The 23,550-nt window shown below is 44.0% G+C and carries 22 protein-coding genes; 16 read left to right on the plus strand and 6 right to left on the minus strand.

Annotated features, from left to right (window positions below; all coding sequences use genetic code 11):
* Nucleotides 1-7 precede the first annotated feature (7 nt).
* The 4 genes from rplM (at nucleotide 8) to tsf (ending at nucleotide 2,931) form a co-directional block, all read left to right on the plus strand.
* Nucleotides 8-469, plus strand: coding sequence for a 50S ribosomal protein L13 (gene rplM, locus FDF36_RS18830; RefSeq protein ID WP_005811166.1), 462 nt, complete (start codon nucleotides 8-10; stop codon nucleotides 467-469).
* 6 nt (nucleotides 470-475) lie between these two features.
* Nucleotides 476-862 carry a 30S ribosomal protein S9 gene (gene rpsI, locus FDF36_RS18835; protein ID WP_005791749.1) on the plus strand — a complete coding sequence of 129 codons (387 nt, stop codon included), beginning with the start codon at nucleotides 476-478 and terminating at the stop codon, nucleotides 860-862.
* A 117-nt stretch (nucleotides 863-979) separates the two neighbouring features.
* Nucleotides 980-1,816, plus strand: a complete 837-nt coding sequence (rpsB, locus tag FDF36_RS18840) for a 30S ribosomal protein S2 (RefSeq protein ID WP_005782438.1) — start codon at nucleotides 980-982, stop codon at nucleotides 1,814-1,816.
* 122 nt (nucleotides 1,817-1,938) lie between these two features.
* Nucleotides 1,939-2,931 (plus strand): translation elongation factor Ts, encoded by a 993-nt coding sequence (tsf, locus tag FDF36_RS18845; RefSeq protein ID WP_005811164.1) that lies wholly within the window; start codon nucleotides 1,939-1,941, stop codon nucleotides 2,929-2,931.
* A gap of 135 nt (nucleotides 2,932-3,066) precedes the next feature.
* Here the strand turns inward: tsf and FDF36_RS18850 are convergent, their stop codons facing one another.
* Nucleotides 3,067-3,417, minus strand: coding sequence for a translation initiation factor (locus FDF36_RS18850; protein ID WP_005782442.1), 351 nt, complete (start codon nucleotides 3,415-3,417; stop codon nucleotides 3,067-3,069).
* A gap of 176 nt (nucleotides 3,418-3,593) precedes the next feature.
* On the opposite strand from FDF36_RS18850, the gene FDF36_RS18855 reads away from it, so the two are divergent.
* The 4 genes from FDF36_RS18855 to FDF36_RS18870 all read left to right on the plus strand — a co-directional run bounded on the left by FDF36_RS18855 (nucleotide 3,594) and on the right by FDF36_RS18870 (nucleotide 6,432).
* Complete coding sequence (locus tag FDF36_RS18855; RefSeq protein WP_005782443.1) at nucleotides 3,594-4,256, plus strand: redox-sensing transcriptional repressor Rex; 663 nt, start codon at nucleotides 3,594-3,596, stop codon at nucleotides 4,254-4,256.
* Between the two features lie 3 nt (nucleotides 4,257-4,259).
* Entirely contained in the window at nucleotides 4,260-4,874 is a 615-nt protein-coding gene (locus FDF36_RS18860) for a fumarylacetoacetate hydrolase family protein (RefSeq protein ID WP_220392370.1), read from the plus strand.
* Between the two features lie 39 nt (nucleotides 4,875-4,913).
* The gene (ispF, locus tag FDF36_RS18865; protein WP_022011325.1) at nucleotides 4,914-5,393 is read left to right on the plus strand and encodes a 2-C-methyl-D-erythritol 2,4-cyclodiphosphate synthase; all 480 of its coding nucleotides are present in this window, start codon (nucleotides 4,914-4,916) and stop codon (nucleotides 5,391-5,393) included.
* Between the two features lie 73 nt (nucleotides 5,394-5,466).
* Entirely contained in the window at nucleotides 5,467-6,432 is a 966-nt protein-coding gene (locus FDF36_RS18870) for a metallophosphoesterase family protein (RefSeq protein ID WP_220392401.1), read from the plus strand.
* Here FDF36_RS18870 and FDF36_RS18875 read toward each other — a convergent pair.
* Nucleotides 6,429-7,289 (minus strand): exodeoxyribonuclease X C-terminal domain-containing protein, encoded by an 861-nt coding sequence (locus FDF36_RS18875; RefSeq protein WP_220392371.1) that lies wholly within the window; start codon nucleotides 7,287-7,289, stop codon nucleotides 6,429-6,431. The genes FDF36_RS18870 and FDF36_RS18875 overlap by 4 nt on opposite strands.
* A gap of 1,030 nt (nucleotides 7,290-8,319) precedes the next feature.
* Here FDF36_RS18875 and mnmA point away from each other — a divergent pair.
* From mnmA to FDF36_RS18915, 8 genes are read left to right on the plus strand one after another with little or no spacing between them, the layout of a single operon-like run.
* Complete coding sequence (gene mnmA, locus FDF36_RS18880) at nucleotides 8,320-9,408, plus strand: tRNA 2-thiouridine(34) synthase MnmA (RefSeq protein ID WP_005782449.1); 1,089 nt, start codon at nucleotides 8,320-8,322, stop codon at nucleotides 9,406-9,408.
* A 23-nt stretch (nucleotides 9,409-9,431) separates the two neighbouring features.
* Nucleotides 9,432-10,787, plus strand: coding sequence for a S8 family peptidase (locus FDF36_RS18885; protein WP_220392372.1), 1,356 nt, complete (start codon nucleotides 9,432-9,434; stop codon nucleotides 10,785-10,787).
* Between the two features lie 3 nt (nucleotides 10,788-10,790).
* The gene (gene xseA, locus FDF36_RS18890) at nucleotides 10,791-12,035 is read left to right on the plus strand and encodes an exodeoxyribonuclease VII large subunit (protein WP_220392373.1); all 1,245 of its coding nucleotides are present in this window, start codon (nucleotides 10,791-10,793) and stop codon (nucleotides 12,033-12,035) included.
* Nucleotides 12,036-12,043: 8 nt separating this feature from the next.
* The gene (xseB, locus tag FDF36_RS18895; RefSeq protein WP_005782452.1) at nucleotides 12,044-12,256 is read left to right on the plus strand and encodes an exodeoxyribonuclease VII small subunit; all 213 of its coding nucleotides are present in this window, start codon (nucleotides 12,044-12,046) and stop codon (nucleotides 12,254-12,256) included.
* A gap of 45 nt (nucleotides 12,257-12,301) precedes the next feature.
* Nucleotides 12,302-13,321, plus strand: coding sequence for a branched-chain amino acid aminotransferase (locus FDF36_RS18900; RefSeq protein ID WP_005782453.1), 1,020 nt, complete (start codon nucleotides 12,302-12,304; stop codon nucleotides 13,319-13,321).
* 11 nt (nucleotides 13,322-13,332) lie between these two features.
* Nucleotides 13,333-14,139, plus strand: a complete 807-nt coding sequence (locus tag FDF36_RS18905; protein ID WP_005811144.1) for an MBL fold metallo-hydrolase — start codon at nucleotides 13,333-13,335, stop codon at nucleotides 14,137-14,139.
* Nucleotides 14,140-14,148: 9 nt separating this feature from the next.
* Nucleotides 14,149-14,907, plus strand: coding sequence for a tRNA (guanosine(46)-N7)-methyltransferase TrmB (gene trmB / locus FDF36_RS18910; RefSeq protein WP_005782457.1), 759 nt, complete (start codon nucleotides 14,149-14,151; stop codon nucleotides 14,905-14,907).
* A gap of 8 nt (nucleotides 14,908-14,915) precedes the next feature.
* The gene (locus FDF36_RS18915; protein ID WP_005782459.1) at nucleotides 14,916-16,022 is read left to right on the plus strand and encodes an Mrp/NBP35 family ATP-binding protein; all 1,107 of its coding nucleotides are present in this window, start codon (nucleotides 14,916-14,918) and stop codon (nucleotides 16,020-16,022) included.
* Nucleotides 16,023-16,112: 90 nt separating this feature from the next.
* Here FDF36_RS18915 and FDF36_RS18920 read toward each other — a convergent pair whose 3' ends face one another.
* The 4 genes from FDF36_RS18920 to FDF36_RS18935 form a co-directional block, all read right to left on the minus strand.
* A complete protein-coding gene (locus FDF36_RS18920; RefSeq protein WP_220392374.1) occupies nucleotides 16,113-18,014 on the minus strand; it encodes a thioredoxin domain-containing protein in 1,902 nt (633 codons plus the stop codon).
* 39 nt (nucleotides 18,015-18,053) lie between these two features.
* Nucleotides 18,054-19,775, minus strand: coding sequence for a M56 family metallopeptidase (locus tag FDF36_RS18925; protein ID WP_122130751.1), 1,722 nt, complete (start codon nucleotides 19,773-19,775; stop codon nucleotides 18,054-18,056).
* A gap of 20 nt (nucleotides 19,776-19,795) precedes the next feature.
* The gene (locus FDF36_RS18930; RefSeq protein ID WP_032536202.1) at nucleotides 19,796-20,161 is read right to left on the minus strand and encodes a BlaI/MecI/CopY family transcriptional regulator; all 366 of its coding nucleotides are present in this window, start codon (nucleotides 20,159-20,161) and stop codon (nucleotides 19,796-19,798) included.
* Between the two features lie 113 nt (nucleotides 20,162-20,274).
* Complete coding sequence (locus FDF36_RS18935; protein ID WP_220392375.1) at nucleotides 20,275-23,403, minus strand: two-component regulator propeller domain-containing protein; 3,129 nt, start codon at nucleotides 23,401-23,403, stop codon at nucleotides 20,275-20,277.
* Nucleotides 23,404-23,550: the final 147 nt, after the last annotated feature.

Genomic DNA, 23,550 nt, shown 5'->3' on the forward strand with positions numbered 1-23,550 from the left:
ATTAAGAGTGGATACTTTAAGTTACAAGACCATTTCTGCAAACAAGGCAACTGTAACCAAAGAATGGGTTATCGTTGATGCTACAGACCAAACATTAGGTCGTCTGGGAGCAAAAGTTGCGAAACTGTTGAGAGGAAAGTATAAACCAAACTTTACTCCTCATGTAGACTGCGGTGATAACGTTATTGTCATCAATGCAGACAAAGTTAAATTAAGTGGTAATAAATGGAATGACAGAGTTTATTTGTCTTATACTGGCTACCCGGGTGGTCAGAGAGAAATGACTCCTGCTCGTTTGATTGCCAAACCTAACGGTGAAGACAGATTACTGAGAAAAGTAGTGAAGGGCATGCTTCCGAAGAACAGACTGGGAGCTAAGTTGCTGAGCAATATGTATGTTTACGCAGGTAGCGAACACAAACACGATGCCCAGAACCCGAAAGCAATTGATATAAACTCACTTAAATAAGATATAATGGAAGTAGTAAATGCATTAGGCAGACGTAAACGTGCGATTGCACGCGTATTCGTAAGCGAAGGTACAGGAAAGATTACTATTAACAAGAGAGACCTTGCAGAGTACTTTCCATCAACTATTCTTCAGTATGTTGTTAAACAACCATTGAACAAACTTGGTGTTGCTGAGAAGTATGACATCAAAGTAAATTTGTGTGGTGGTGGTTTTACAGGTCAGTCTCAGGCTTTGCGTTTAGCTATTGCCCGTGCACTGGTTAAGATCAACGCTGAAGATAAGCCGGCTCTTCGTTCTGAAGGCTTCATGACACGTGATCCGCGTTCTGTTGAACGTAAGAAACCGGGTCAGCCGAAAGCTCGTAGAAGATTCCAGTTCAGCAAGCGTTAATGGGCTGCCTGGCGGAATATGTTTAGTATCTAAACTACCGGGACTCTTAAACAGGCTACCCGGCGGTTGGTTTAGAAAAAACAAAAAAGAAAGTAAACGATTTAAAGAAAAAACAAGATGTCAAGAACAAATTTTGATACATTACTGGAAGCCGGTTGCCACTTCGGACACCTTAAAAGAAAGTGGAACCCTGCAATGGCTCCTTATATTTTCATGGAACGCAATGGTATTCATATCATTGACCTCCACAAAACTGTTGCAAAAGTTGACGAAGCTGCAGAAGCTTTGAAACAGATTGCAAAATCAGGCAAGAAAGTCCTTTTTGTTGCTACTAAAAAACAAGCTAAACAGGTGGTTGCTGAAAAAGCTGCATCTGTAAACATGCCTTATGTTATCGAACGTTGGCCGGGTGGTATGTTGACTAACTTCCCTACTATCCGTAAGGCAGTGAAGAAGATGACTACAATCGACAAGCTGACAGCTGATGGTACTTACTCAAACTTGTCTAAGAGAGAAGTTCTTCAGATTTCTCGTCAGCGTGCTAAATTGGACAAGACTTTGGGCTCTATCGCTGACCTGACTCGTCTGCCGTCTGCACTGTTCGTTATCGACGTAATGAAAGAAAATATCGCTGTTCGCGAAGCTAACCGTTTGGGTATCCCTGTATTTGGTATCGTTGATACTAACTCAGATCCTACAAATATCGACTTCGTTATTCCGGCAAATGATGACGCTACTAAATCAGTAGAAGTTATTCTCGATGCTTGCTGCGCTGCAATGATCGAAGGTCTGGAAGAAAGAAAAGCTGAGAAGATCGATATGGAAGCTGCCGGTGAAGCTCCTGCTAACAAAGGCAAGAAGAAATCAGCTAAGGCAAGACTCGATAAATCTGACGAAGAAGCAATCAATGCAGCTAAAGCTGCTGCTTTCCTGAAGGAAGACGAAGAGGCTTAATATAATAATGTGCCAATTTGCTAATGTGCCGGTGCGCCTGTAAGGGTGTTGGCATTTTGATTGGCAGATTGGCACATTTTGTTTATTCAAACGATTATTCATTTTAAAATATAAAAGATATTATGGCTGTAACAATGGCTGATATAACCAAGCTCCGTAAAATGACCGGTGCTGGTATGATGGACTGCAAGAACGCATTGACTGAAGCTGAAGGCGATTTCGACAAAGCAATGAAGATTATTCGCGAAAAAGGACAGGCAGTTGCTGCAAAACGTTCTGACCGTGAAGCTTCTGAAGGTTGTGTTCTGGTAAAAGTTGAAAATGGCTTTGGTGCTATCATCGCTTTGAAGTGCGAAACCGACTTCGTTGCTCAGAATGCTGATTTCGTGAAACTCACTCAGGATATTCTGGACGCTGCTGTAGCTAACAAGTGCAAAACTCTGGAAGAAGTTTTGGCTCTTCCGATGGGTGACGCTACTGTTGCTCAGGCTGTAACAGACAGAAGCGGTATTACCGGTGAAAAGATGGAATTGGATGGCTACATGGTTCTGGAAGGTGCTACAATTTCTGCTTACAACCATATGAACAGAAACGGCCTTTGCACTATGGTTGCTTTCAATAAGAATGTTGACGAACAGCTGGCTAAGCAAGTGGCTATGCAGGTTGCTGCTATGAATCCGATTGCAGTTGACGAGGATGGTGTTTCTGAAGAAGTGAAGCAGAAGGAAATCGAAGTTGCCATTGAGAAGACAAAAGTTGAACAGGTACAGAAGGCTGTAGAAGCTGCTCTGAAGAAAGCCAATATCAATCCGGCTCATGTGGACAGCGAAGACCACATGGAAAGCAATATGGCTAAAGGCTGGATTACAGCCGAAGATGTTGCGAAGGCAAAAGAAATCATTGCTACTGTTTCTGCTGAAAAGGCTGCAAATATGCCTGAACAAATGATTCAGAATATTGCTAAAGGACGTTTGGGCAAGTTCTTAAAGGAAGTTTGCTTGCTGAATCAGGAAGACATCATGGATGCCAAGAAGACAGTGAGAGAAGTGTTGAAAGAAGCTGATCCTGAATTGAAGGTCGTTGACTTCAAACGTTTCACTTTGAGAGCTGAATAATCTTAAGGAATCAAGTATATAGAAACGGCCGCACAGAAACTCTGTAGCGGCCGTTTTTTGTGGCTGTCCATAATGTTGCGGTTCTCTGTTTATACAGAATCCGGGACAGTGCTTTTGTGCATAAAGTGAATGGATTTATCCTCCTACTGCTTTTGTTTTCGTATACCCTTCTTTCTTCAGCAGTTCTACTATTTTTTGTTTGAAGTCTCCCTGTATGATCATCTCTCCATCTTTGGCCGATCCGCCTACTCCGCATTTCGTCTTGAGGAGTTTTCCTAAATCTTTCAGGTCGTTCTCGGTGCCGACAAAGCCGGTAATCAGGGTTACGACTTTACCGCCCCGGTTCTTCCGGTCCAACTGTACCCGTAAGTTCTGTTGTGGCGGTTCCAGGGTTACTTGCTCTTCGTCATCATCCATTTCGTAATTATAATCCGGGTTAGTGGAGTAAACCACGTTCAGCCGGTCTTTCCAATCGCTGTTCTTCATTTTTCCAGTCTATTAATTAAGCTCAAAAATAATATATTGTTCCGAACCTTGCAAACTCTTAAGTGTCCCCGGGCGTTTTTGTATGTAGAAATTATGTTAAGCTTCTATGACATCCTTATGGCATTTCGGAAAAAATAGTGTAATTTTGTCAATCGCTAATGTAAAAGCAGAATGAAGTGACTATGAATAATCAGATACAGCATAAAGACAGTACAAAGGTTCCGGAGCCTACTTTACGTAGGTTGCCTTGGTATCTTTCGAATGTAAAGTTGCTGAAGCAGAAAGGCGAACGCTATGTCTCTTCCACTCAGATATCTAAAGAAATAAACATCGATGCTTCACAGATTGCGAAAGATTTGTCGTATGTTAATATTTCCGGCCGTACTCGTGTGGGTTATGAGGTAGATGCGCTGATTGCTGTTCTGGAAGATTTTCTTGGCTTTACGAATATGCACAAGGCTTTTCTTTTCGGTGTGGGTAGTCTGGGAGGAGCGTTGCTACGTGACTCCGGTCTTAGCCATTTCGGTCTGGAGATTGTGGCAGCTTTTGATGTGAACCCGACATTGGTAGGTACTACGCTTAATGGTATTCCGATTTTCCATTCCGATGATTTTCAGGAGAAGATGAAAGAGTATGGTGTACACATCGGTGTGCTGACTGTGCCCATCGAGATTGCCCAATGCATTACGGATACGATGGTAGCCGGTGGTATTAAAGCCGTCTGGAATTTTACTCCCTTCCGTATTCGCGTCCCGGAAGATATTGTGGTGCAGAATACGTCACTTTATGCCCACCTTGCTGTCATGTTTAACCGTTTGAACTTTAATGAAACAGAATAGATCATGAAGATTATAGCTGTTGGAATGAATTATGCCCGGCACAACGAAGAGCTGGGACATACGTTGGAGAATAAAGAGCCGGTAATCTTCATGAAACCCGATTCGGCTATCCTCAAAGACGGAAAGCCTTTCTTTATTCCCGATTTCTCAAATGAAGTGCATTATGAAACCGAGCTGGTGGTACGTATCAACCGCTTGGGGAAGAATGTTGCTCCGCGCTTCGCTCATCGTTACTACGATGCACTAACGGTCGGTATCGACTTCACTGCGAGGGATTTGCAGCGTCAGTTCCGTGCAGCCGGCAATCCTTGGGAGTTGTGCAAAGGTTTTGATAGTTCCGCTGCGATTGGTACATTTGTACCGGTAGAACGCTTTGCCGATGTGCAGAATCTCCGTTTTCATCTGGATATAGACGGAAACACCGTGCAGCAAGGAGATACGGCTGATATGCTGTTTAAGATAGATGATATTATTGCTTATGTCAGTCGTTTTGTGACCCTGAAAATCGGCGATTTGCTCTTTACCGGGACTCCTGTGGGAGTGGGTCCGGTCAGTATCGGCCAGCACTTGGAGGGGTATCTTGAAGCAGAGAAGTTGCTCGATTTCTATATCCGGTAAATCCGGGAATTCCTTTATTCATCTATAAAAATAACTCTTATGAAAATAAAAGTAGGTTTTGGTTTCGATGTCCACCAACTGGTAGAAGGGCGTGAACTTTGGTTGGGGGGCATTCTTTTGGAACATGAAAAAGGGTTGTTAGGACACTCGGATGCCGATGTACTGGTACATGCTATTTGCGATGCCTTGCTGGGTGCTGCCAATATGCGCGATATCGGTTATCACTTCCCCGACAATGCCGGTGAGTATAAGAATATAGACAGCAAGATTTTATTGAAAAAAACGGTGGAACTGATCGCCACCAAGGGGTACCGAATAGGTAATATCGACGCAACGATCTGTGCGGAGCGTCCTAAACTAAAAGCCCATATCCCTTCTATGCAGCAGGTGCTTGCCGAAGTGATGGGCATTGATGCGGATGATATCTCGATTAAAGCCACTACTACCGAGAAGCTCGGTTTTACCGGGCGGGAAGAAGGTATTTCCGCTTATGCAACCGTGCTGATCAATCGCGTGTGATTAAATTCAACTCCTAAACGTATATAGTATGAAAAAGATTCTTGGGACCTTATTGGCCGTTTTGTTTTCTTTCATGGCAATAAATGATGGTGTTGCCCAGAGTTCCGTCTTACGATTCAATAAAGACGGTAAATTTAAAATCGTCCAGTTTACCGATGTACATTTTAAGTATGGCAACCCGGCCTCAGATATAGCCCTTGAGCGTATAGGGGAAGTGTTGGATGCCGAACATCCCGATCTCGTAATTTTCACCGGTGATGTTGTTTATTCTTCTCCTGCCGATAAAGGTATGCTTCAGGTACTTGAACAAGTGGAACGCCGTAAGCTTCCGTTCGTTGTTACTTTTGGCAACCATGATAATGAACAGGGAAAGACCCGTGCCGAACTCTATGACCTGATTCGTGGTGTACCCGGCAATTTGTTGCCCGATCGTGGCGCTTCTCCTTCGCCCGACTATGTACTGACAGTGAAGTCCTCTGCCGATGCCGTAAAGGATGCCGCATTGCTCTATTGTATGGACTCACATTCTTACTCTTCACTCAAGGATGTAGACGGATATGCATGCCTGACTTTCGGTCAGATCTCGTGGTATCGTGATCAAAGCGCCGCTTATACAGCGCAGAACGGTGGCAAACCTTATCCGGCACTGGCCTTTTTCCATATTCCCCTTCCGGAGTATAATGAAGCTGCTGCCAATGAAAATGCCATTCTTCGTGGTACCCGTATGGAGAAAGCCTGCGCACCGAAATTGAATACCGGTATGTTTGCTGCCATGAAAGAGGCGGGTGATGTGATGGGTGTTTTCGTAGGACACGATCACGATAACGATTATGCTGTGATGTGGAAGAACATCCTTTTGGCTTACGGTCGTTTTACCGGTGGTAATACAGAGTACAATCATTTGCCTAATGGCGCGCGCATTATTGTGTTGAACGAAGGTAGCCGTACGTTTGATACCTGGATTCGCCAGAAAGGCGGGATAGTAGACTCTACTTCCTATCCGTCCAGTTATGTAAAAGACGACTGGACAAAGCGTTAACTTACCTGACGAAACTTCACATGGCTCAAACGTGTATACTTTGAGCCATAACTTTCGTAAGTGCGCGCTACCCTTGCCGAGGCGATGTGGACTATTTCACCCGGACGGAATTCATGTTCCAGGGCCGGGAGCTGACAAGATACAGGACTGGGCATCTTTGAGGAAATTTTCATGATCACCAGATTTCCCGATGGGTCGGTCAGTGTCACTATCTGCCGTACAAAGAACTGAACGGCGCTTTCCACGACTCTTGTTTTATATGGATCGTCTTCAAGCCGTACTTTCACTACTTTGAGATTCAGACTCTCTAACTTTTCCCCTTCGTTACCCAGGAAGCGGCTGGTTTCGCACTTTTGGCGTGCTTTTCGTTGCATGATGTCCAGATGCACCGAGTGGTATACTTGTGCGATTGCAACAAAACGCTCCTGTTTCGGGATTTTAGGAGTGTATTTGTAGGCTATCCAACTCAGGTAAGCCGGATCGATTTTCAGGATTTCGTGTAAATAATGTCCGTGATATTTGCCGAACGATATAATGTCGTCTCCATTGTTTTGCATTCTCTTTTCATTGTATTCCACAATCAGCAGACAGCGTCTGGAGAAGAAAAACAGCGTACTTGCCATCCGTAATGATTCGTTGATGTCGGCAGAAAGCTCGTGGATAAACAGAAGTCTGTTCTTTTCAAGTGAGGGAGAGTAAACCCAAACCGAATAGGTGGGATGTCCCGGTCTCGGCAGAACCACAAAGTAGGCTCCTGCCTCTTTGTAGGACATGCGGCCCCGGTTGTATTCATTCAGTTTGGCATACAACAGAGCTTGTTCAGCTTCGGGTATTCCCGGTAGTTTTGGGTTTGCCATATCTGAGTTTCTTATTACTCAAATATACAGATTCTTTTTGAAGAAAGCAAATGGTTTTAGCTGTTTTTTTTATTCTTCGTATTTCTTGTATCTCTTTTATTATTGCGGAAAGAGTGAAGATAATGTAATAACATTTTGGAGCTTCCCGGCAATGACAGATGGAAATGACGGAGAAGAGAACCATTGTCTGCGCTGATTAAATGAAATTGTGATTTTGATATATCTCAGCCTGTTTTGTGTGCAAAAAGTAATGATAATACTGTTTTCGCTAACAGCCCTTTCCTTCCGGAACTGCAAACTGGAGGGGATGCGGCAGAAGAACGGTGCTTTTGATGACGGAAAGCCGGGGTTTTGAAAGATTAGAGCCGGGGTTTGGGGGTAAAAGACGGTTGGTTTTCCGAAAAAGAAGGAAGCATTTCTTCCAAAAGACGGTTACATTTTCCGAAAATGCTTATATGTTTTCCAAATATCTCTATATGTTTTTCCTAATAACTCCTATTGTGCCGGAATCTGATCTCCGAAGTGTTTGAATTTCCTCTGGTTGTCAGTGGAAAAGAGAGCTTGCTGAAGTAATAAAAAGAACCTCTCTCTCTTGTTGCACTGTCTCTATGTTCCGGTTTTGTTTCTTTTTCTGTCTCACGGCTTATCTCTTTCCTGATTCCCTGCCAAAAGGATAATCTCCTAACCGGAAATAAGCCGTTTTTCTCCATGAACCTTGCCGGAGCTTCGAAAAACTGAAACGTAGAGAGGTTCTGTTATCAATTTGACAAACAGACAAAAGGGGACTGTGTCAAAACTCACCACAGAGTACACAGAGTAACACAGAGACGATTTTAGGTTGTTGATTATCAATAAAAAGACTCTGTGATACTCTGTGTTACTCCGTGGTGAAAGAAGTTTCGACACACCCTCATGGTATCGCATCGATCATACATCCTTTAGTTTTAAAGTTTGTATACTAACTTGTCCAATTGATTGTATTCTGCCGGGAATCTCGTACATTTGCATTCTTCGTAAAAAGAGAATGAATATGAAAGAATCCAATAAACGTGTTCTTGTCGGCATGAGCGGGGGAATAGACAGTACCGCCACTTGCCTGATGCTGCAAGAGCAGGGATACGAGATAGTAGGTGTCACCATGCGTGTCTGGGGCGATGAGCCGCAGGACGCCAGAGAGTTGGCGGTACGTATGGGGATAGAACATTATGTGGCCGACGAACGTGTTCCTTTTAAAGATACTATTGTCAAAAACTTTATAGACGAGTACCGACAGGGACGTACGCCGAACCCTTGCGTGATGTGCAATCCGTTATTTAAGTTCCGCATGTTGATAGAATGGGCTGACAAACTGGGCTGCGATTGGATAGCCACCGGACATTACTCCCGGTTGGAAGAACGGAACGGGTACATCTATATTGTTGCCGGTGATGATGAAAAGAAAGACCAGTCCTATTTCCTCTGGCGATTGGGGCAGGACGTCCTGCGACGCTGTATTTTTCCTTTGGGCAACTACACCAAGCAGACTGTGCGCGACTATCTGCGTGAGAAAGGTTACGAAGCCAAGTCGAAAGAGGGGGAAAGCATGGAAGTCTGCTTCATTAAAGGTGATTATCGGGACTTTCTTCGTGAACAGTGCCCGGAACTTGATGCGGAGATCGGTCCGGGATGGTTTGTCAGTTCCGAAGGCGTGAAGCTGGGGCAACATAGGGGTTTCCCTTATTATACCATCGGTCAGCGTAAAGGACTCGAGATCGCACTGGGCAAACCGGCTTATGTCTTGAAAATTAATCCGCAGAAGAACACTGTCATGCTGGGGGATGCCGAACAGTTGAAAGCCGGATATATGGTGGCGGAACAAGATAATATTGTGGATGAGGACGAACTGTTTTCGTGCCCGGAACTCGCAGTACGTATCCGTTACCGCAGCCGTCCGATTCCTTGCCGGGTGAAAAGGCTTGAAGACGGACGCCTTTTGGTTCGTTTTCTTGCAGAAGCCTCGGCGATTGCTCCGGGACAGTCGGCCGTGTTCTATGACGGACGGCGAGTGATAGGTGGAGCATTTATCGCTTCGCAACGCGGCATCGGATTGGTGATAGAACAAAACAAAAACTGGGAATAAAAACGGAAAAATAAAAATACGAAATGAAAAAATTAGCACTTATTGCCTTAGCCTTCGTAGCCTTGGAGGCATCGGCACAACAGGATACGTTGAAGTATCGCATCAGCCTGAAAGATAAGGCTGCCACAACCTACTCACTGAAGCACCCCGAGAAGTTTCTGTCAGAAAAGGCGATTGCCCGCCGCCAACGTCAACAGTTGCCCATCGATTCGACTGATTTGCCGGTATGCCGCCAGTATGTGGATGCCATCCGCGACAAGGGAGTGAAAATCGTAGTCACCGGAAAATGGGATAATTTCGTCACCGTATCTTGCAACGACAGTACTGTGATAAGCGAAATAGCTGCGCTGCCTTTTGTGCGCGCTACGGAGAAGGTGTGGGTTGCCCCGTCGAAACCTGCTGCGGAAGATAAACGGGACTCTCTGGTGAACAGTCCGGCCAGGAGCGAAGCTTATTATGGCCCCGCTTTCCGGCAAATAGAGACCAGCAATGGCGACAAACTGCATGAAGCCGGATTCAAGGGGCAAGGCATGACCATCGCCGTGATCGATGCCGGATACCATAACGTAGACAAGATTGATCCGATGAAGAATATCCGTATCCTGGGTACAAAGGACTTTGTCGAACCGGGAAGCGATATCTATGCCAAAGGCTCGCATGGGATGGCCGTTTTGTCTTGCATGGCAATGAACGAACCTTACGTGATGGTGGGTACGGCTCCCGAAGCTTCCTACTGGCTGCTTCGCAGTGAAGATGAAGCGTCCGAACATCTGGTAGAGCAAGACTATTGGGCGGCGGCCGTAGAGTTTGCCGATAGTGTGGGAGTGGATGTGGTGAATACTTCGCTGGGATATTTCACTTTCGATGATTCTACCAAGAACTATAAATATCGTGACCTGGACGGACACCATGCACTGATGTCCCGCCAGGCGTCGAAAATGGCAGATAAAGGAATCGTACTGGTATGCAGTGCCGGTAACTCGGGCGCCTCCTCCTGGAAGAAGATCACGGCACCGGGTGATGCGGAGAATGTGCTGACGGTAGGTGCTATTGACCGTAGAGGTGCGTTGGCTTCGTTTTCTTCTATCGGCAACACAGCCGATAATCGCGTGAAACCCGATGTGGTTGCCGTGGGACTGAACTCGGATGTGATGGGGACAAACGGTAATTTGCGCAAAGCAAGCGGAACTTCGTTTGCTTCACCGATCCTGTGCGGCATGGTGGCTTGCCTGTGGCAAGCTTGTCCGCAACTGACTGCTAAGGAAATCATCGAACTGGTGCGTCAATCCGGCGACCGGGTGGATTTCCCCGATAACATCTATGGATACGGAGTGCCCGATCTGTGGAAGGCCTATCAATCTGCTTCTAAGAAAAAATAAAGTATGCAAGACACCCTTTCTCTTCACGAACTGAATGCTTTGGTCCGGCGGAGCCTGGAACAGTGCCTGCCCGATGAATACTGGGTACAGGCGGAGTTGAGCGATGTCCGTACAAATAGTACGGGACATTGCTATCTGGAGTTTGTCCAGAAAGATCCCCGCAGCAATAATCTGATAGCCAAAGCGAGGGGAACGATCTGGGCCAATATCTACCGGCTGCTGAAGCCCTATTTCGAAGAAGCCACCGGGCAGTCGTTTACTTCCGGCATTAAGGTGTTGGTTAAAGTGACCGTTGCTTTCCATGAATTGTACGGTTACAGCCTGGCTGTGCAGGACATCGATCCTACCTATACATTGGGGGATATGGCACGCCGGCGCCGGGAAATACTCAGGCAACTTGCAGAAGAAGGAGTGTTGACGCTGAACAAAGAACTGGAAATGCCTTTGCTGCCGCAACGCATTGCGGTTATCTCTTCGGCTACGGCTGCGGGGTATGGTGACTTCTGCCATCAATTGCAGCACAACTCCCGTGGATTTTACTTCAATACGGAACTTTTCCCCGCTCTGATGCAGGGCAATCAGGTGGAAGAGTCCGTATTGGCCGCTCTCGATGCAGTAAATGCCCGGATGGAAGAGTTCGACGTAGTTGTCATTATTCGTGGAGGAGGGGCAACTTCCGACCTTTCCGGATTCGACACCTACCTGCTGGCCGCTGCCTGTGCCCAGTTTCCACTGCCTGTTATAACCGGAATCGGGCACGAACGGGACGATACCGTGCTCGATTCCGTAGCACATACCCGGGTGAAAACTCCGACAGCTGCGGCCGAATTGTTAATCAACCGGATGGAAGAGGCCGCGGATCGGCTTGAAGAGTTGGCCGGAGAATTGCATGCCCGCATCTATTACCGTCTGGAGCAAGAGCGAAAGAGACTTTCACTGTTACAGTCGCGCATTCCTTCACAAGTGATGCGCAAGCTTTCGGAATCGCGGATAAAGTTGCAAATGGCAAAGAGCAACCTCTCTCATGCTGCTGAGACCTTATTGGCCCGTCAGCATCATCGGTTGGAACTTTTACAAAACCGCATTGCGGATGCTTCACCACAAAAACTACTGAAACGGGGATACAGCATAACGCTGAAAGAGGGGAAGGCGGTGAAGAATGCTGCCTGTCTGCGACCGGGAGACGAGTTGATTACCCGTCTTTACGGAGGTGAAGTGAAATCGAAAGTAGAAAGTATTCCTTTATAATGATAAATATGCCAGCAAAGAAAAAAGAAACCTATTCACAGGCCATGGAACGTCTGGAAAAGATCGTTCGCCAGATTGACAGTAACGAACTGGAGATTGACGAACTGAGTGAAAAAATAAAAGAAGCCAATGAAATAATAGCTTTCTGCGCCGGAAAGCTGACAAAGGCGGATCGGGAAATTGAAAAATTACTGCAAGAAAGGAGGCTATCTGAAGAATAAAGGTTATTTTTGTTGCTCAATCGAAAATAACTAATAACTAACGATATGAAAGAAATAGACTGGGCCAATCTGTCATTCGGCTATATGAAGACAGATTACAATGTGAGAATCAATTTCCGTAACGGCAAATGGGGCGAACTTGAGATAAGCAGTAGCGAAGTGCTGAATCTGCATATGGCTGCCACTTGTCTTCACTATGGCCAGGAGGCTTTCGAGGGCTTGAAAGCTTTCCGTGGTAAAGACGGTAAGGTACGTATTTTCCGTCTGGAAGAGAATGCCGCACGTCTGCAATCCACCTGTCAGGGCATCATGATGGCAGAATTGCCGACCGAACGTTTTAAGGAAGCTATTCTGAAAGTAGTGAAATTAAACGAACGCTTCATCCCGCCTTATGAGAGTGGGGCGTCCTTGTACATTCGCCCGTTGCTTATCGGAACCAGTGCCCAGGTAGGGGTTCATCCGGCAGATGAATACATGTTTGTCGTGTTTGTCACACCGGTAGGCCCTTATTTCAAAGGTGGTTTTTCTACCAATCCTTATGTCATTATCCGCGAGTACGACCGTGCCGCTCCTCACGGAACCGGTATCTACAAAGTTGGTGGTAACTATGCAGCCAGCCTGCGTGCCAACAAGAAAGCGCACGATCTGGGCTACTCCTGTGAGTTCTACCTGGATGCCAAAGAAAAGAAATACATTGATGAATGCGGAGCAGCCAACTTCTTTGGTATCAAAGACAATACATACATCACACCGAAGTCTACTTCTATCCTTCCTTCCATCACCAATAAGAGCCTGATGCAGTTGGCAGAAGATATGGGCATGAAAGTAGAGCGCCGTCCGGTACCCGAAGAAGAACTGAGCACTTTCGAAGAAGCAGGAGCTTGCGGTACTGCTGCTGTCATCAGTCCGATCGAACGTATCGATGACCTTGAGAATGGTAAATCATACGTAATTTCGAAAGACGGAAAGCCGGGTCCTGTTTGTGAGAAACTCTACAACAAGCTGCGTGGTATCCAGTACGGTGACGAGCCCGACACTCACGGATGGGTGACCATTGTAGAATAAACGTTCGATAAATGAACTACAAAATAACAACCCTCGCAGAAAACAGTGTTTACGGTAAGGGATTACAGGGAGAGCATGGGCTTTCCCTGCTTGTTGAAGCGGGGGAACACAAGGTGCTGTTTGATACCGGTGCTTCGGATTTGTTTATCCGGAATGCCCGTTTGATGGGAGTCGATCTGACCGATGTGGAATTTGTAATACTGTCCCACGGACATCGTGACCATACAGGTGGATTGCATACTTTCCTGAAAATGAACAGCAGGGCAAAGGTGGTATGTAAACAAGAAGTGTTCCGCAGGAAGTTCAAGAATGAACGTGAAAACGGAATGTTGCATCCCGAAGCATTGGATAAGTCCCGCTTTTGGCTGATCGACGAAACTACGGAGATTGTACCGGGTGTATTTGCGTTTGCGGATGTCAGGATAGTAGACAGGAACGACACGCACTTTGAGCATTTCTTCGTGGAGATAGGAGGCGAGATGCGTCCCGATACCTTTGAAGATGAACTGGCATTGATATTGAAGAGTGAAAAATCCCTTTCAGTGCTGAGTGCCTGTTCGCACCGGGGGATTACAAATATTATTCGTGCCGTGCAGACTGCATTTCCGGGATTGGGACTGAAACTGGTGATGGGAGGCTTTCATATCCATAACGCAGGCATAGAAAAGTTCAATGTGATTTCCGCTTTTCTGGGCATGAAGCTTCCCAAACGTCTGGGAGTCTGCCATTGTACGGGCATTGACAAATATGCGTTGTTCCGCCAGCAATTTAACGACCGGGTGTTTTATAACTATACCGGTTGGGTAGAAACGATTTAACTTTTTTGAATGGGAAAAAATAAATTAGAGAAGTTTGCCGATATGGCAAGTTATCCGCATGTTTTTGAGTATCCTTACTCGGCAGTGGACAATGTGCCTTTTGACATGAAGGGAAAATGGCACAAAGAGTTTTTTAAGAACGATAACCCGATTGTACTTGAGTTGGGTTGCGGGCGCGGCGAATATACCGTCGGACTGGGACGGATGTTCCCTGATAAGAATTTTATTGCGGTAGACATTAAGGGAGCCCGCATGTGGACGGGAGCCACCGAATCTCTTCAGGCAGGCATGAAGAATGTTGCTTTTCTGCGTACCAACATTGAGATCATCGACCGTTTTTTTGCGGAAGGCGAAGTGAGTGAGATCTGGCTGACTTTCTCTGATCCGCAAATGAAGAAAGCGACCAAACGCCTGACTTCTACCTATTTTATGGAACGTTATCGTAAGTTTTTGGTGTCCAACGGTATTATCCATCTGAAGACAGACAGTAACTTTATGTTCACCTATACCAAATATATGATTGAGGAGAACAAACTGCCGGTGGAGTTTATCACCGAAGATCTTTATCACTCCGATCTCGTTGATGACATTCTGGGCATCAAGACCTATTATGAACAACAATGGCTCGATCGTGGTTTAAGCATTAAATACATCAAATTCCTGTTACCGCAGGAAGGAGAATTGAGAGAACCGGATATTGAAATTGAACTCGATTCGTACCGGAGCTATAACCGTAGCAAGCGGAGCGGATTGCAGACATCTAAATAATACAAACTATGACAATCTATCCTAAATTGATACTCGATGCACTGGCTACAGTGCGTTATCCCGGAACCGGAAAGAATCTTGTGGAGGCCGGTATGGTGGAGGATAACATTCGTATAGAGGGAATGAAGGTTTCATTCTCCCTGATTTTTGAAAAACCGACCGATCCGTTTATGAAGTCGGTGATAAAGGCTGCTGAAACAGCTATTCTTACCCATGTGAGCAAAGACGTGGAGATAGCAGGAAATATCAGTGTGAAAACAGTACAGGCTGCACGTCCCGAAGTCGGTAAATTGTTACCCCGGGTAAAGAATATCATAGGTATCTCTTCCGGTAAAGGAGGGGTGGGCAAATCTACCGTGTCGGCCAATCTGGCTGTAGCGTTGGCTAAGTTGGGTTATAAAGTCGGTTTACTGGATGCCGACGTTTTCGGTCCTTCCATGCCGAAAATGTTTCAGGTAGAAGATGCCCGTCCGTACGCTGAAAAAATAGACGGACGCGATATGATTATTCCTGTTGAAAAGTATGGTGTAAAATTACTTTCTATCGGTTTCTTTGTCGATCCTGACCAAGCTACTTTATGGCGTGGGGGGATGGCGAGCAATGCGCTGAAGCAGTTGATCGGAGATGCTGCCTGGGGAGATCTGGACTATTTCCTGATCGATCTGCCACCGGGAACAAGTGACATTCACCTGACCGTAGTTCAGACATTGGCCTTGACCGGTGCCGTTGTGGTTAGTACTCCGCAGGCTGTGGCTTTGGCCGATGCACGTAAAGGGATCAACATGTTCACTAATGATAAGGTGAATGTTCCTATTCTTGGTCTGGTGGAAAATATGGCTTGGTTCACTCCGGCAGAACTTCCGGAGAACAAGTATTATCTTTTCGGGAAAGAAGGTGCCAAGAAGCTGGCTGAAGAGATGAATGTTCCGTTGTTGGGACAGATTCCGATTGTACAGAGTATCTGCGAGGGCGGCGATAACGGTACCCCTGTTGCTTTGGATGAAAATACGGTTACCGGCCGTGCATTTCTTTCGTTGGCTGCCAGTGTAGTACGACAGGTGGACAAACGGAATGTGGAAATGGCTCCCACAAAGATTGTAGAGTTACATAAGTAACGATAAGCGCTTTTAAATGATGAACGATCGGTTCCTTGTCCCATAGGCAGGAGCCGATCGTTCTTTGTTTATTGTTTGTTGTCCGGAGGGTTAATCATATACTTTCATCAATTCCTCTTTTATTTGGGCTACACCCGGGAATCCTGTCTTTTGGTGTTTGACATTTCCTTCCCGATCGATGATGAGATAGGTGGGTACGCCCCTTATGTCGAATTTATCACCTAAGAAACTCCATTGGGCATCCGTTAAACGGAAATGCTCACCGTGGATATCCGGAATCATGTTCTCCCATGTTTTCAGGGGTGAAGTTTCGCCGGTAATGTAAAGGTAAACGATATCCTTTCCTTTCAACTCTTCCTTTAGCGGCAGCATTGCTTTATTGGCCATGCGACACGGGCCACACCAGGTTGCCCAGAAATCGGCCAGGATTACTTTACCCCGGAATTTAGAGATAATGGATGTAAACAGGTTTTCATCACTGACTTCTCCTACTTCATGAATAGTATATCCGGTTTTCTTTTTATTGGCTTCAATGGTTTTCAGAAGTTGTTCATTGCCCTCCCGCAGTTCATTTTGGCAAGCGGGTGGAAGAGTGGCAAGCAGGACTTCCTGTTCGGCGGTCAGGGGTGTAAAGTCTTTGATAGATGAATAGAGTTCGTTTGCTTTATTAATATCGAAATAAACCCCTTTGTCGGTTCCCCATGCTTTAACCAGTTCATCTCTCCAATGACGCAGGTAATACGGAACCAGTTCGGTCAACCGGGGATTGTAAAGTAATGCCATGGTGTTGAGGGAGCCAAGTGGTCTGAAAGCATCCGCGTAATAGTTTTCAGGCAGTTTTATTTGAGTCGTTTTAAAGTATTCCCTAACTTCTTCGTTTTTCATTTTATGCTCCATGGCATAAGCCTGCTTGATGGCCATTTCCGTTAAAGAGATAGCCTGGGCAGTACCGGCGTCTACCTGATTGATTAATACCGTTTTGAGCGCTTGACTGATTGAGGCTTTCTGTATGGATTCAAGAATAGTAGCCCGTTTGCCATAAATAAAGTCTTTATAGGCTTGGGCGTCCATTCCTGCTATGTCACGGAATAGTTGACGGTAATTATCCATAACGGAAGGATTTAGGTTACATTTAAAAGATTCCTGTGACAGCCCGGCTAATGCGCCGCCAAAGTAAACAGCTTCGCCATAAGGTTTGTCATCCTTATGGAACCTGGATTGTTGCCGGCATAGTTCGCGGGTATTGATAATGATACTGCTCTCTTCGCCCGGTACCACGTAGGAAGAAATCATTTTACCGAAAATACGGAGGGCGACCGAAGTAGTGGCAGGTACTTTTATTTGAGTGGCAAATGTGCCGTCATTGTTTATTTTTACTTCCGCTCCTTCGTAGGCACCTTTTACCGGGTCAAATACAATCGGTGCTATTTTGGAGATGAGCCCCGGGCGATAATCCAGAATCTTTCCTTTGAAAGTGGCTTCTTTGTATTCGAATTTCGGTTCGGGCAATGTATTGTTTATGTCTACTTTCTGCACAATGGCTTCTTGGGGTAACAAAAGTTCGGGGAGAGCTTTTCCTTTAAGTTGAATGCCCCATATCTTGAATGCCCCTTGAACATTGTCCCCTTCGGAGAAATCGATAGAAGTGGCTGAGGCCGGTACTGGCGGAAAAACTAAACGGAATTCTGCTTCACCGGATTCGGGCATCCAGAATTCCGTGTCGGGTTTAATACCGATCCCCGAACGTAAAACGTAGGTTTCCCCGTTATTGTCTTTCAGGAAACTTTGTCCGGAAATCCGGATCCATTGTTTGGGTTGATAGAATGCTTTGATATAAAGTACTGTAGCCGTGTCGCTGAGGACGACTTTATCTACTTGAATCGAGGTACTGCTCCAAGCTATGAATGGCGGCTGTTCTATGACTTTTTCTTTGGTTTTGGCAAGGTTGCAGATGCACAACAAGAGAATGGCAATAAATGTGATTTTTCTCATACTATTTTTATTAAAGTGATTTTCAGGTTGGGAGTACGGTTAGGCCAGACGGAACCGGATGGGGAGTGTGAATCGGGTCGCTACGTTCTTGCCTTTTTGTTTCCCGGGTATCCATTGGGGCATACTGTTTACTATACGGAGTGCCTCGGCATTCAGTTCCGGTGATACCCCCCGAACTATTTTGGGATTGCTTATTTTTCCGTTCTTATCAATAACCATTTGTATGACAACCTGTCCTTGTATTCCCGCTTCCATTGCGACTGTAGGATATTTTATATTTTTGTACATATATGCTAAGCAAGCTTTCATTCCACCGGGGAATTCGGCAGCTTGTTCAACTACATCAAAAACTTTATTTTCAAGATTCTTATCGGAACTACTTGTCGTTTCGGACGCTTCACCTATCAGTCGAAACCGTACCGGGACGGTCATTCTGGTTGCTACGGCTATTCCTCTTTGTCTTCCGGGATGCCACTTAGGCATCTCTTTTATTACACGTAATGCTTCGGCGTCCAGCGTTGGATGTGCACTTTTCACTACTGTGCAGTCGGTAATCGTTCCGTTTGCCCGGATTATAAACTGAACAACGACTTGTCCGTGTATTCCGTTTTCCTGAGCGATAGGGGGGTAGCGGAGGTGACTGTTGATGAACCTATTCATTTCTGTCAATCCTCCTGGAAACTCCGGCATCTTCTCAACTACTTCAAAAACAGTTTGTTCTTCCGGATTTCTTTGGGTTGTTTGTCGGGCTGCGTTGTCCGCTTGAGATTGCGGAGCATCTGCCGTATGGGATGGGGCGTTTTCTTCAATCGGAGATTTCGGTTCAATCTGTTCTTCTACTGTTTGTATCACTTCCTGCGCGATACTTTTAGTAGTACGTGCCACGGCTTCGATGTTGCTGACTATCATTAGGGCGAGAGCCAGCGGGAGAAATAACAGATATTTGGTCCGTCCTATCTCTTTGGTTCTTTTTTTGTTCATCATGGTGATGCGATTCTTCAATGGCAGCACATTGAAACTGTTGGAGAGAGTGATAGTACTTTTCTGATGAGCCAATCCCAATAAGTGATACTGATAAGATTTTGAATCATGTCCGGCTTCCAGTACACGGTTGTCGGCCATATACTCCAGGTTGTTCCGTACTTCCCGTTTCATCAACCATGCAAACGGGTTGAACCAACAGGCGATACACATCAGTTCGCTGATGATAACATCTATGGAGTGCTTTTGTCGGGCATGCGTTCCTTCGTGAGTAAGGATCTCGCTTAACTCATTGTGCGGATGTGCTTGCGGATGAATGAAGATCCAATGAAAAAAAGAGAACGGACCACTTTCTTTGTCAAGCAAATAGACAGGAATTCCTTCTATCTGATCTTTCTGACAATGAAAACGCAACCGCAAAATACTGGCAAACTGGGCAACGAAGCGTATTAAAAGTAATACGACTCCTGCCCAATAGATGATATTCACTGTAGATAAAATGATGTTTTGCCAATCCGTAGTCGCAACTTCAGGAGTTATTTCAATTTCGGGCAATACAATGGTTGCGTATAAATCGGCCATTGCTACCATAGGTTCGTGCGATCTGATCCACTCCTGAATATTCAGCACCGGGTAGAGTGGAGAAATGATAAAGAAGCAAAGCAAAACAATCCTTCGCCACTGAAAAAAGGTGTCTCTGTAGAAAAACAACCGATAGAAGGCGTAGAATAAAGCAATTGCTATGTTTATCTTCAGGAAGTATGCCAGTTCGGGAGTCATGTTTTTCAGGGTATTAGCGATTAGTTTTCTTTTCCTTTCTCGATCATGTCGATGATTTCTTTCAGGTCGTTGGTCGATATCTTCTGATCTTTGGCGAAGAAAGAAACCATTTCTTTGTAAGAGTTCTCAAAGTAGTTCCTTACGACTCCACTCATGAAACTTCGTTTATATTCGCTTTCTTTAATAGCTGGAGTGTACAGGTACGTATTTCCTACGCGTTGTGCCTTTACATATTTTTTCCGTTCGAGATTCTTTACGATGGAGGCCACCGTGGTGTAGGGAGGAGTAGGTTGCTCAAATTTAGCAACGATGTCTTTTACATAGCAACTTTCCAGTTCCCAGATGTAAATCATCACTTCTTCTTCTTGCATTGTCAACTTTTCCATGGAGTATGTTTAATTACGTTTATATCACAAAGCTACGAAACGGTCGTAACTAAACAAAGCAAAGTATGTTAAATGATGTAAATGAATAGGTTGCGTATAGTGAAAAGTTGCTTTTACTTACCATTTACATATTTTGAAGCTGAAATACCAAATTGACTCTTGAAATGTTTCCTAAAAGTTTCATAATCATTATATCCTACCATTTCGGCGATCTCTAAAATTGAATATTTGTGCATTGCCAATAAAGAAATCGCTTTGTTCATGCGTATCTTTCGAATTAACTCTGTAACAGTTAGGTGGAAATGCTCTTTTACTTTTCTATATAATGTGGGTTGACTCATGCAAAGCATATCGGCCAATATTTTCACATTGAATTGTTCATTCGCTATATTATCTTCTATAACGACAAGCACTTTTTGCATGAATATGTATTGATCAGACTGCTTAAACTCGTTATTGATGTTAGATTGTTGTAAAACAGATGGTTCCGGATGATCAGAAAGAGGTCGGTCCTCCTTTTCTTCCGGTGAGCTGTTGTCTGTTTTTTCTTCTTTGCTACAGTTGATTTTGGTTTCTTGTACATGCGACAATTGGTCTACTTGCTGACATAGTGAATGGACATTTCTCTTTATTAATGTCAGTTTGCTGTAGGAATCATCACACGGCTTCATTGAGTATAAAAGTTCTTCGAGTGGTGACAGTATTAAGGCCAATAGAGGACGTAGCTCATGGGTTGCTTTGGTGAAAAAGGTTTCTTGCTCTTCTTTCAACTTTATTTCTTGTTCATGTTGTAGTTTATAGATGGCAATGCCGTGCTCTAATTCAGTAATCAGTTGATCACGCTGATGTTTCCTTTTAAATGTGAATATTGAGTAATAAATAGCTCCAATGATTACCAGGAATACAAAAATACGGAAAGTCCAAGTTTGACTCCAGTGTGGTTGTATGTTGATTTCTAAAGAGGTTACATCTTCTTTGACTGCTTTTTGGTTTTTTATTTGAAATGTATAGTTTCCCGGCAACAAGTTGGCGTAAGAAATTTTGTCTTTACCATTACATTCTATCCATTCATTCTGATAGGGTATCAGCCTGTATACGTATTTTTGCGTGGTAGGATAAGGACTGTTGCTGAATGATAATGAAAAGTCCCTGCTTTTGTATGGCAGAGAGATGTAATCTGTATATTCAGCGGTTTTTGTCAATATCATTTGTCCATTAATGAGTTTCCCCGGAATGAGAGGCTTATTATTAATTTCAATACCAGTAATGATTATTGGGTTCTCGGTATTTGCCTGGAAAGCGTTGATAGCTTGTTGAGGTGAGAAAAAAATCAGATGTCTATTGCCTCCCCAGCACAGCATATCGCCCCAAAAAGTCACAGAATGGCTACTTCCGGAAGCATAATAATTATAAAATTGGTTTATGGATTTGTCATAGCAGCTAAATCCCGAATTTGTTCCGATCCAGATATACCCTTGTTTGTCTTCTAATAAGCAATTTATCCAATTGCTGGCCAAACCATCCGTAGTTGTAAATACTTGTTTAATTGTTTTATCTCTATGATAAACGATGCCTAAACCATTTTGATAGCCTACGTATACAGTTCCGTCTTTAGCTGTTAATACTGTTTGGGCCGTATAGGTATGTTTGTCTGTCGTAAAATGTTGTATGTGTTGTTTGTTATTAGTATAGCTCAGTTTCAGCAGTCCTAAACTGGTAGCTATCCACAAATAACCTTCATTATCTTCATCTATATCAAATACACAGTTCACAGCTTGTTTCAACGCTACTTCCTTTTTCTCCTTTTTATCACAATCGTATAGAAACAGTCCCTTACTTGTTCCAATCCAGAAATTCTTTTTGGAGTCTGTAAACAGTACATTGACAGGCGTATCGGTTACATGATACTTTTGCACTTCCTTTTTTAGTGGAGAATAACAAACTATCATTCCATTCTGATAACCGAACCAGATATTTCCATTCTCATCTTTCATGCTGCATAACACTGTCTTTCTATCTGTTTGAGGTAATTCGCGTAAAGTAAAATTTTCCGGGTCGTGTAATGGATTACTATAGAAAACACCTTGTTCATAAGTGGACCAATAGCTCCTTTCATCGTTATCAATAATAATGCTTTCTACTTCATTGTCTTCATTGAAATTGTATTGTTTGATAAAGTTCCATTTCCAGTCGGCAACCAATACTCCTCCTCCATGTGTTCCAATCCATAAGAATCCATGGGGATCGTAATAAGAAGATATCATACGTGGCTCAAAGTTTAATGACTGCCAGGTAGGTTCACCGGTGCTTATTTTCGTAGTCCATCCGCCCGGAACATTATTGTCCGCCGAAAGCGTGGTATATCCGTTCCATGTTGTAGCGAGAATAGAAGAATTTGAAATGGGAGTAATGTTATAAACATCGTTATGAGACAAATGGGTGGGAATCCTATTTTGTTGATTGACAATATGGCTAAGGTTCTCCAATGAAGTATCCATAATGAAAATGCCATGTAGCATGGAAGAAATGAATAGTTTTTCATTATGATATATAATCGAAGAAGCTCCAAACTCTTGCTTTGTGGTTAATAAACGTTTCTCCTTTAAAATACGTCCCGTACTGATGTCTAATAAAAGTACGCGTGCATTATTGGTCACTAAATAAACCTCTTTATGATTATTGGTTAGGCAAAATTTCATGAATCGCTCTTTTTCCGCCATTTTGAACGAATAAATCTTTTTTAATTTTGATGAAGGTTGACCGTTTGGGGTTAATGAGATATTGAAACTGCTAAACGTTTGATTATCACAAGCCAAAAGCGTGGAATCATTAAGAAGAAGAAAATCGGCCACTTGATAATCCTTGTTTTTTACGAGAGTCTGAAGTTTTCCTGTACTTTCACTTTTGCAATCCATGTATGTGATCCAATCATTAGTCTGTAAATATAGTATATGTCGATGATCCTCTTCTATTTTTATCACATTCATGCTGAAGCGTTGGCTTAGTGCGTAGTTAGTAAAACGATTGCCGTCATATTTGCTTAATCCGGTGCTTGTGCCTAACCACATTATCCCTTTAGCATCTTTATGAATAGATAAAACTGTGTTGTCTTTAAGGCCATCTTGAATGGTCAATTGCTTAAAATTTATATGATTTGTATAAAACGGTGATATCGCTTTACAATTTAATGCTCCTGATAGTAATCCCGAAATGATTAAGAAATATAATTTTATGGTTTTCATTGTTGACTTAAATTTAACGTTAGCTTTTCTAAAAGATGAAAATACTGATAAATCGTGTTGCTTCGTAATATATAATATGTCTTATTATACTTTTCGAAGCTAAAATATATAAATTTATTATATAAATGATGTTTTTTCAAAAAAATG

It is taken from the genome of Bacteroides fragilis (assembly GCF_019583405.1).
GTDB lineage: Bacteria > Bacteroidota > Bacteroidia > Bacteroidales > Bacteroidaceae > Bacteroides > Bacteroides fragilis_B.

What these genes read in the sequence shown, in the direction of transcription:
- rpsI (WP_005791749.1), top strand. Translation starts at nt 476, where the DNA reads ATGGAAGTAGTAAATGCATTAGGCAGACGTAAACGTGCGATTGCACGC.
- rpsB (WP_005782438.1), top strand. Translation starts at nt 980, where the DNA reads ATGTCAAGAACAAATTTTGATACATTACTGGAAGCCGGTTGCCACTTC.
- tsf (WP_005811164.1), top strand. Translation starts at nt 1,939, where the DNA reads ATGGCTGTAACAATGGCTGATATAACCAAGCTCCGTAAAATGACCGGT.
- FDF36_RS18850 (WP_005782442.1), bottom strand. Translation starts at nt 3,417, where the DNA reads ATGAAGAACAGCGATTGGAAAGACCGGCTGAACGTGGTTTACTCCACT.
- FDF36_RS18860 (WP_220392370.1), top strand. Translation starts at nt 4,260, where the DNA reads ATGAAGATTATAGCTGTTGGAATGAATTATGCCCGGCACAACGAAGAG.
- ispF (WP_022011325.1), top strand. Translation starts at nt 4,914, where the DNA reads ATGAAAATAAAAGTAGGTTTTGGTTTCGATGTCCACCAACTGGTAGAA.
- FDF36_RS18870 (WP_220392401.1), top strand. Translation starts at nt 5,467, where the DNA reads ATGGCAATAAATGATGGTGTTGCCCAGAGTTCCGTCTTACGATTCAAT.
- FDF36_RS18875 (WP_220392371.1), bottom strand. Translation starts at nt 7,289, where the DNA reads ATGGCAAACCCAAAACTACCGGGAATACCCGAAGCTGAACAAGCTCTG.
- mnmA (WP_005782449.1), top strand. Translation starts at nt 8,320, where the DNA reads ATGAAAGAATCCAATAAACGTGTTCTTGTCGGCATGAGCGGGGGAATA.
- FDF36_RS18885 (WP_220392372.1), top strand. Translation starts at nt 9,432, where the DNA reads ATGAAAAAATTAGCACTTATTGCCTTAGCCTTCGTAGCCTTGGAGGCA.
- xseA (WP_220392373.1), top strand. Translation starts at nt 10,791, where the DNA reads ATGCAAGACACCCTTTCTCTTCACGAACTGAATGCTTTGGTCCGGCGG.
- xseB (WP_005782452.1), top strand. Translation starts at nt 12,044, where the DNA reads ATGCCAGCAAAGAAAAAAGAAACCTATTCACAGGCCATGGAACGTCTG.
- FDF36_RS18900 (WP_005782453.1), top strand. Translation starts at nt 12,302, where the DNA reads ATGAAAGAAATAGACTGGGCCAATCTGTCATTCGGCTATATGAAGACA.
- FDF36_RS18905 (WP_005811144.1), top strand. Translation starts at nt 13,333, where the DNA reads ATGAACTACAAAATAACAACCCTCGCAGAAAACAGTGTTTACGGTAAG.
- trmB (WP_005782457.1), top strand. Translation starts at nt 14,149, where the DNA reads ATGGGAAAAAATAAATTAGAGAAGTTTGCCGATATGGCAAGTTATCCG.
- FDF36_RS18915 (WP_005782459.1), top strand. Translation starts at nt 14,916, where the DNA reads ATGACAATCTATCCTAAATTGATACTCGATGCACTGGCTACAGTGCGT.
- FDF36_RS18920 (WP_220392374.1), bottom strand. Translation starts at nt 18,014, where the DNA reads ATGAGAAAAATCACATTTATTGCCATTCTCTTGTTGTGCATCTGCAAC.
- FDF36_RS18925 (WP_122130751.1), bottom strand. Translation starts at nt 19,775, where the DNA reads ATGACTCCCGAACTGGCATACTTCCTGAAGATAAACATAGCAATTGCT.
- FDF36_RS18930 (WP_032536202.1), bottom strand. Translation starts at nt 20,161, where the DNA reads ATGGAAAAGTTGACAATGCAAGAAGAAGAAGTGATGATTTACATCTGG.
- FDF36_RS18935 (WP_220392375.1), bottom strand. Translation starts at nt 23,403, where the DNA reads ATGAAAACCATAAAATTATATTTCTTAATCATTTCGGGATTACTATCA.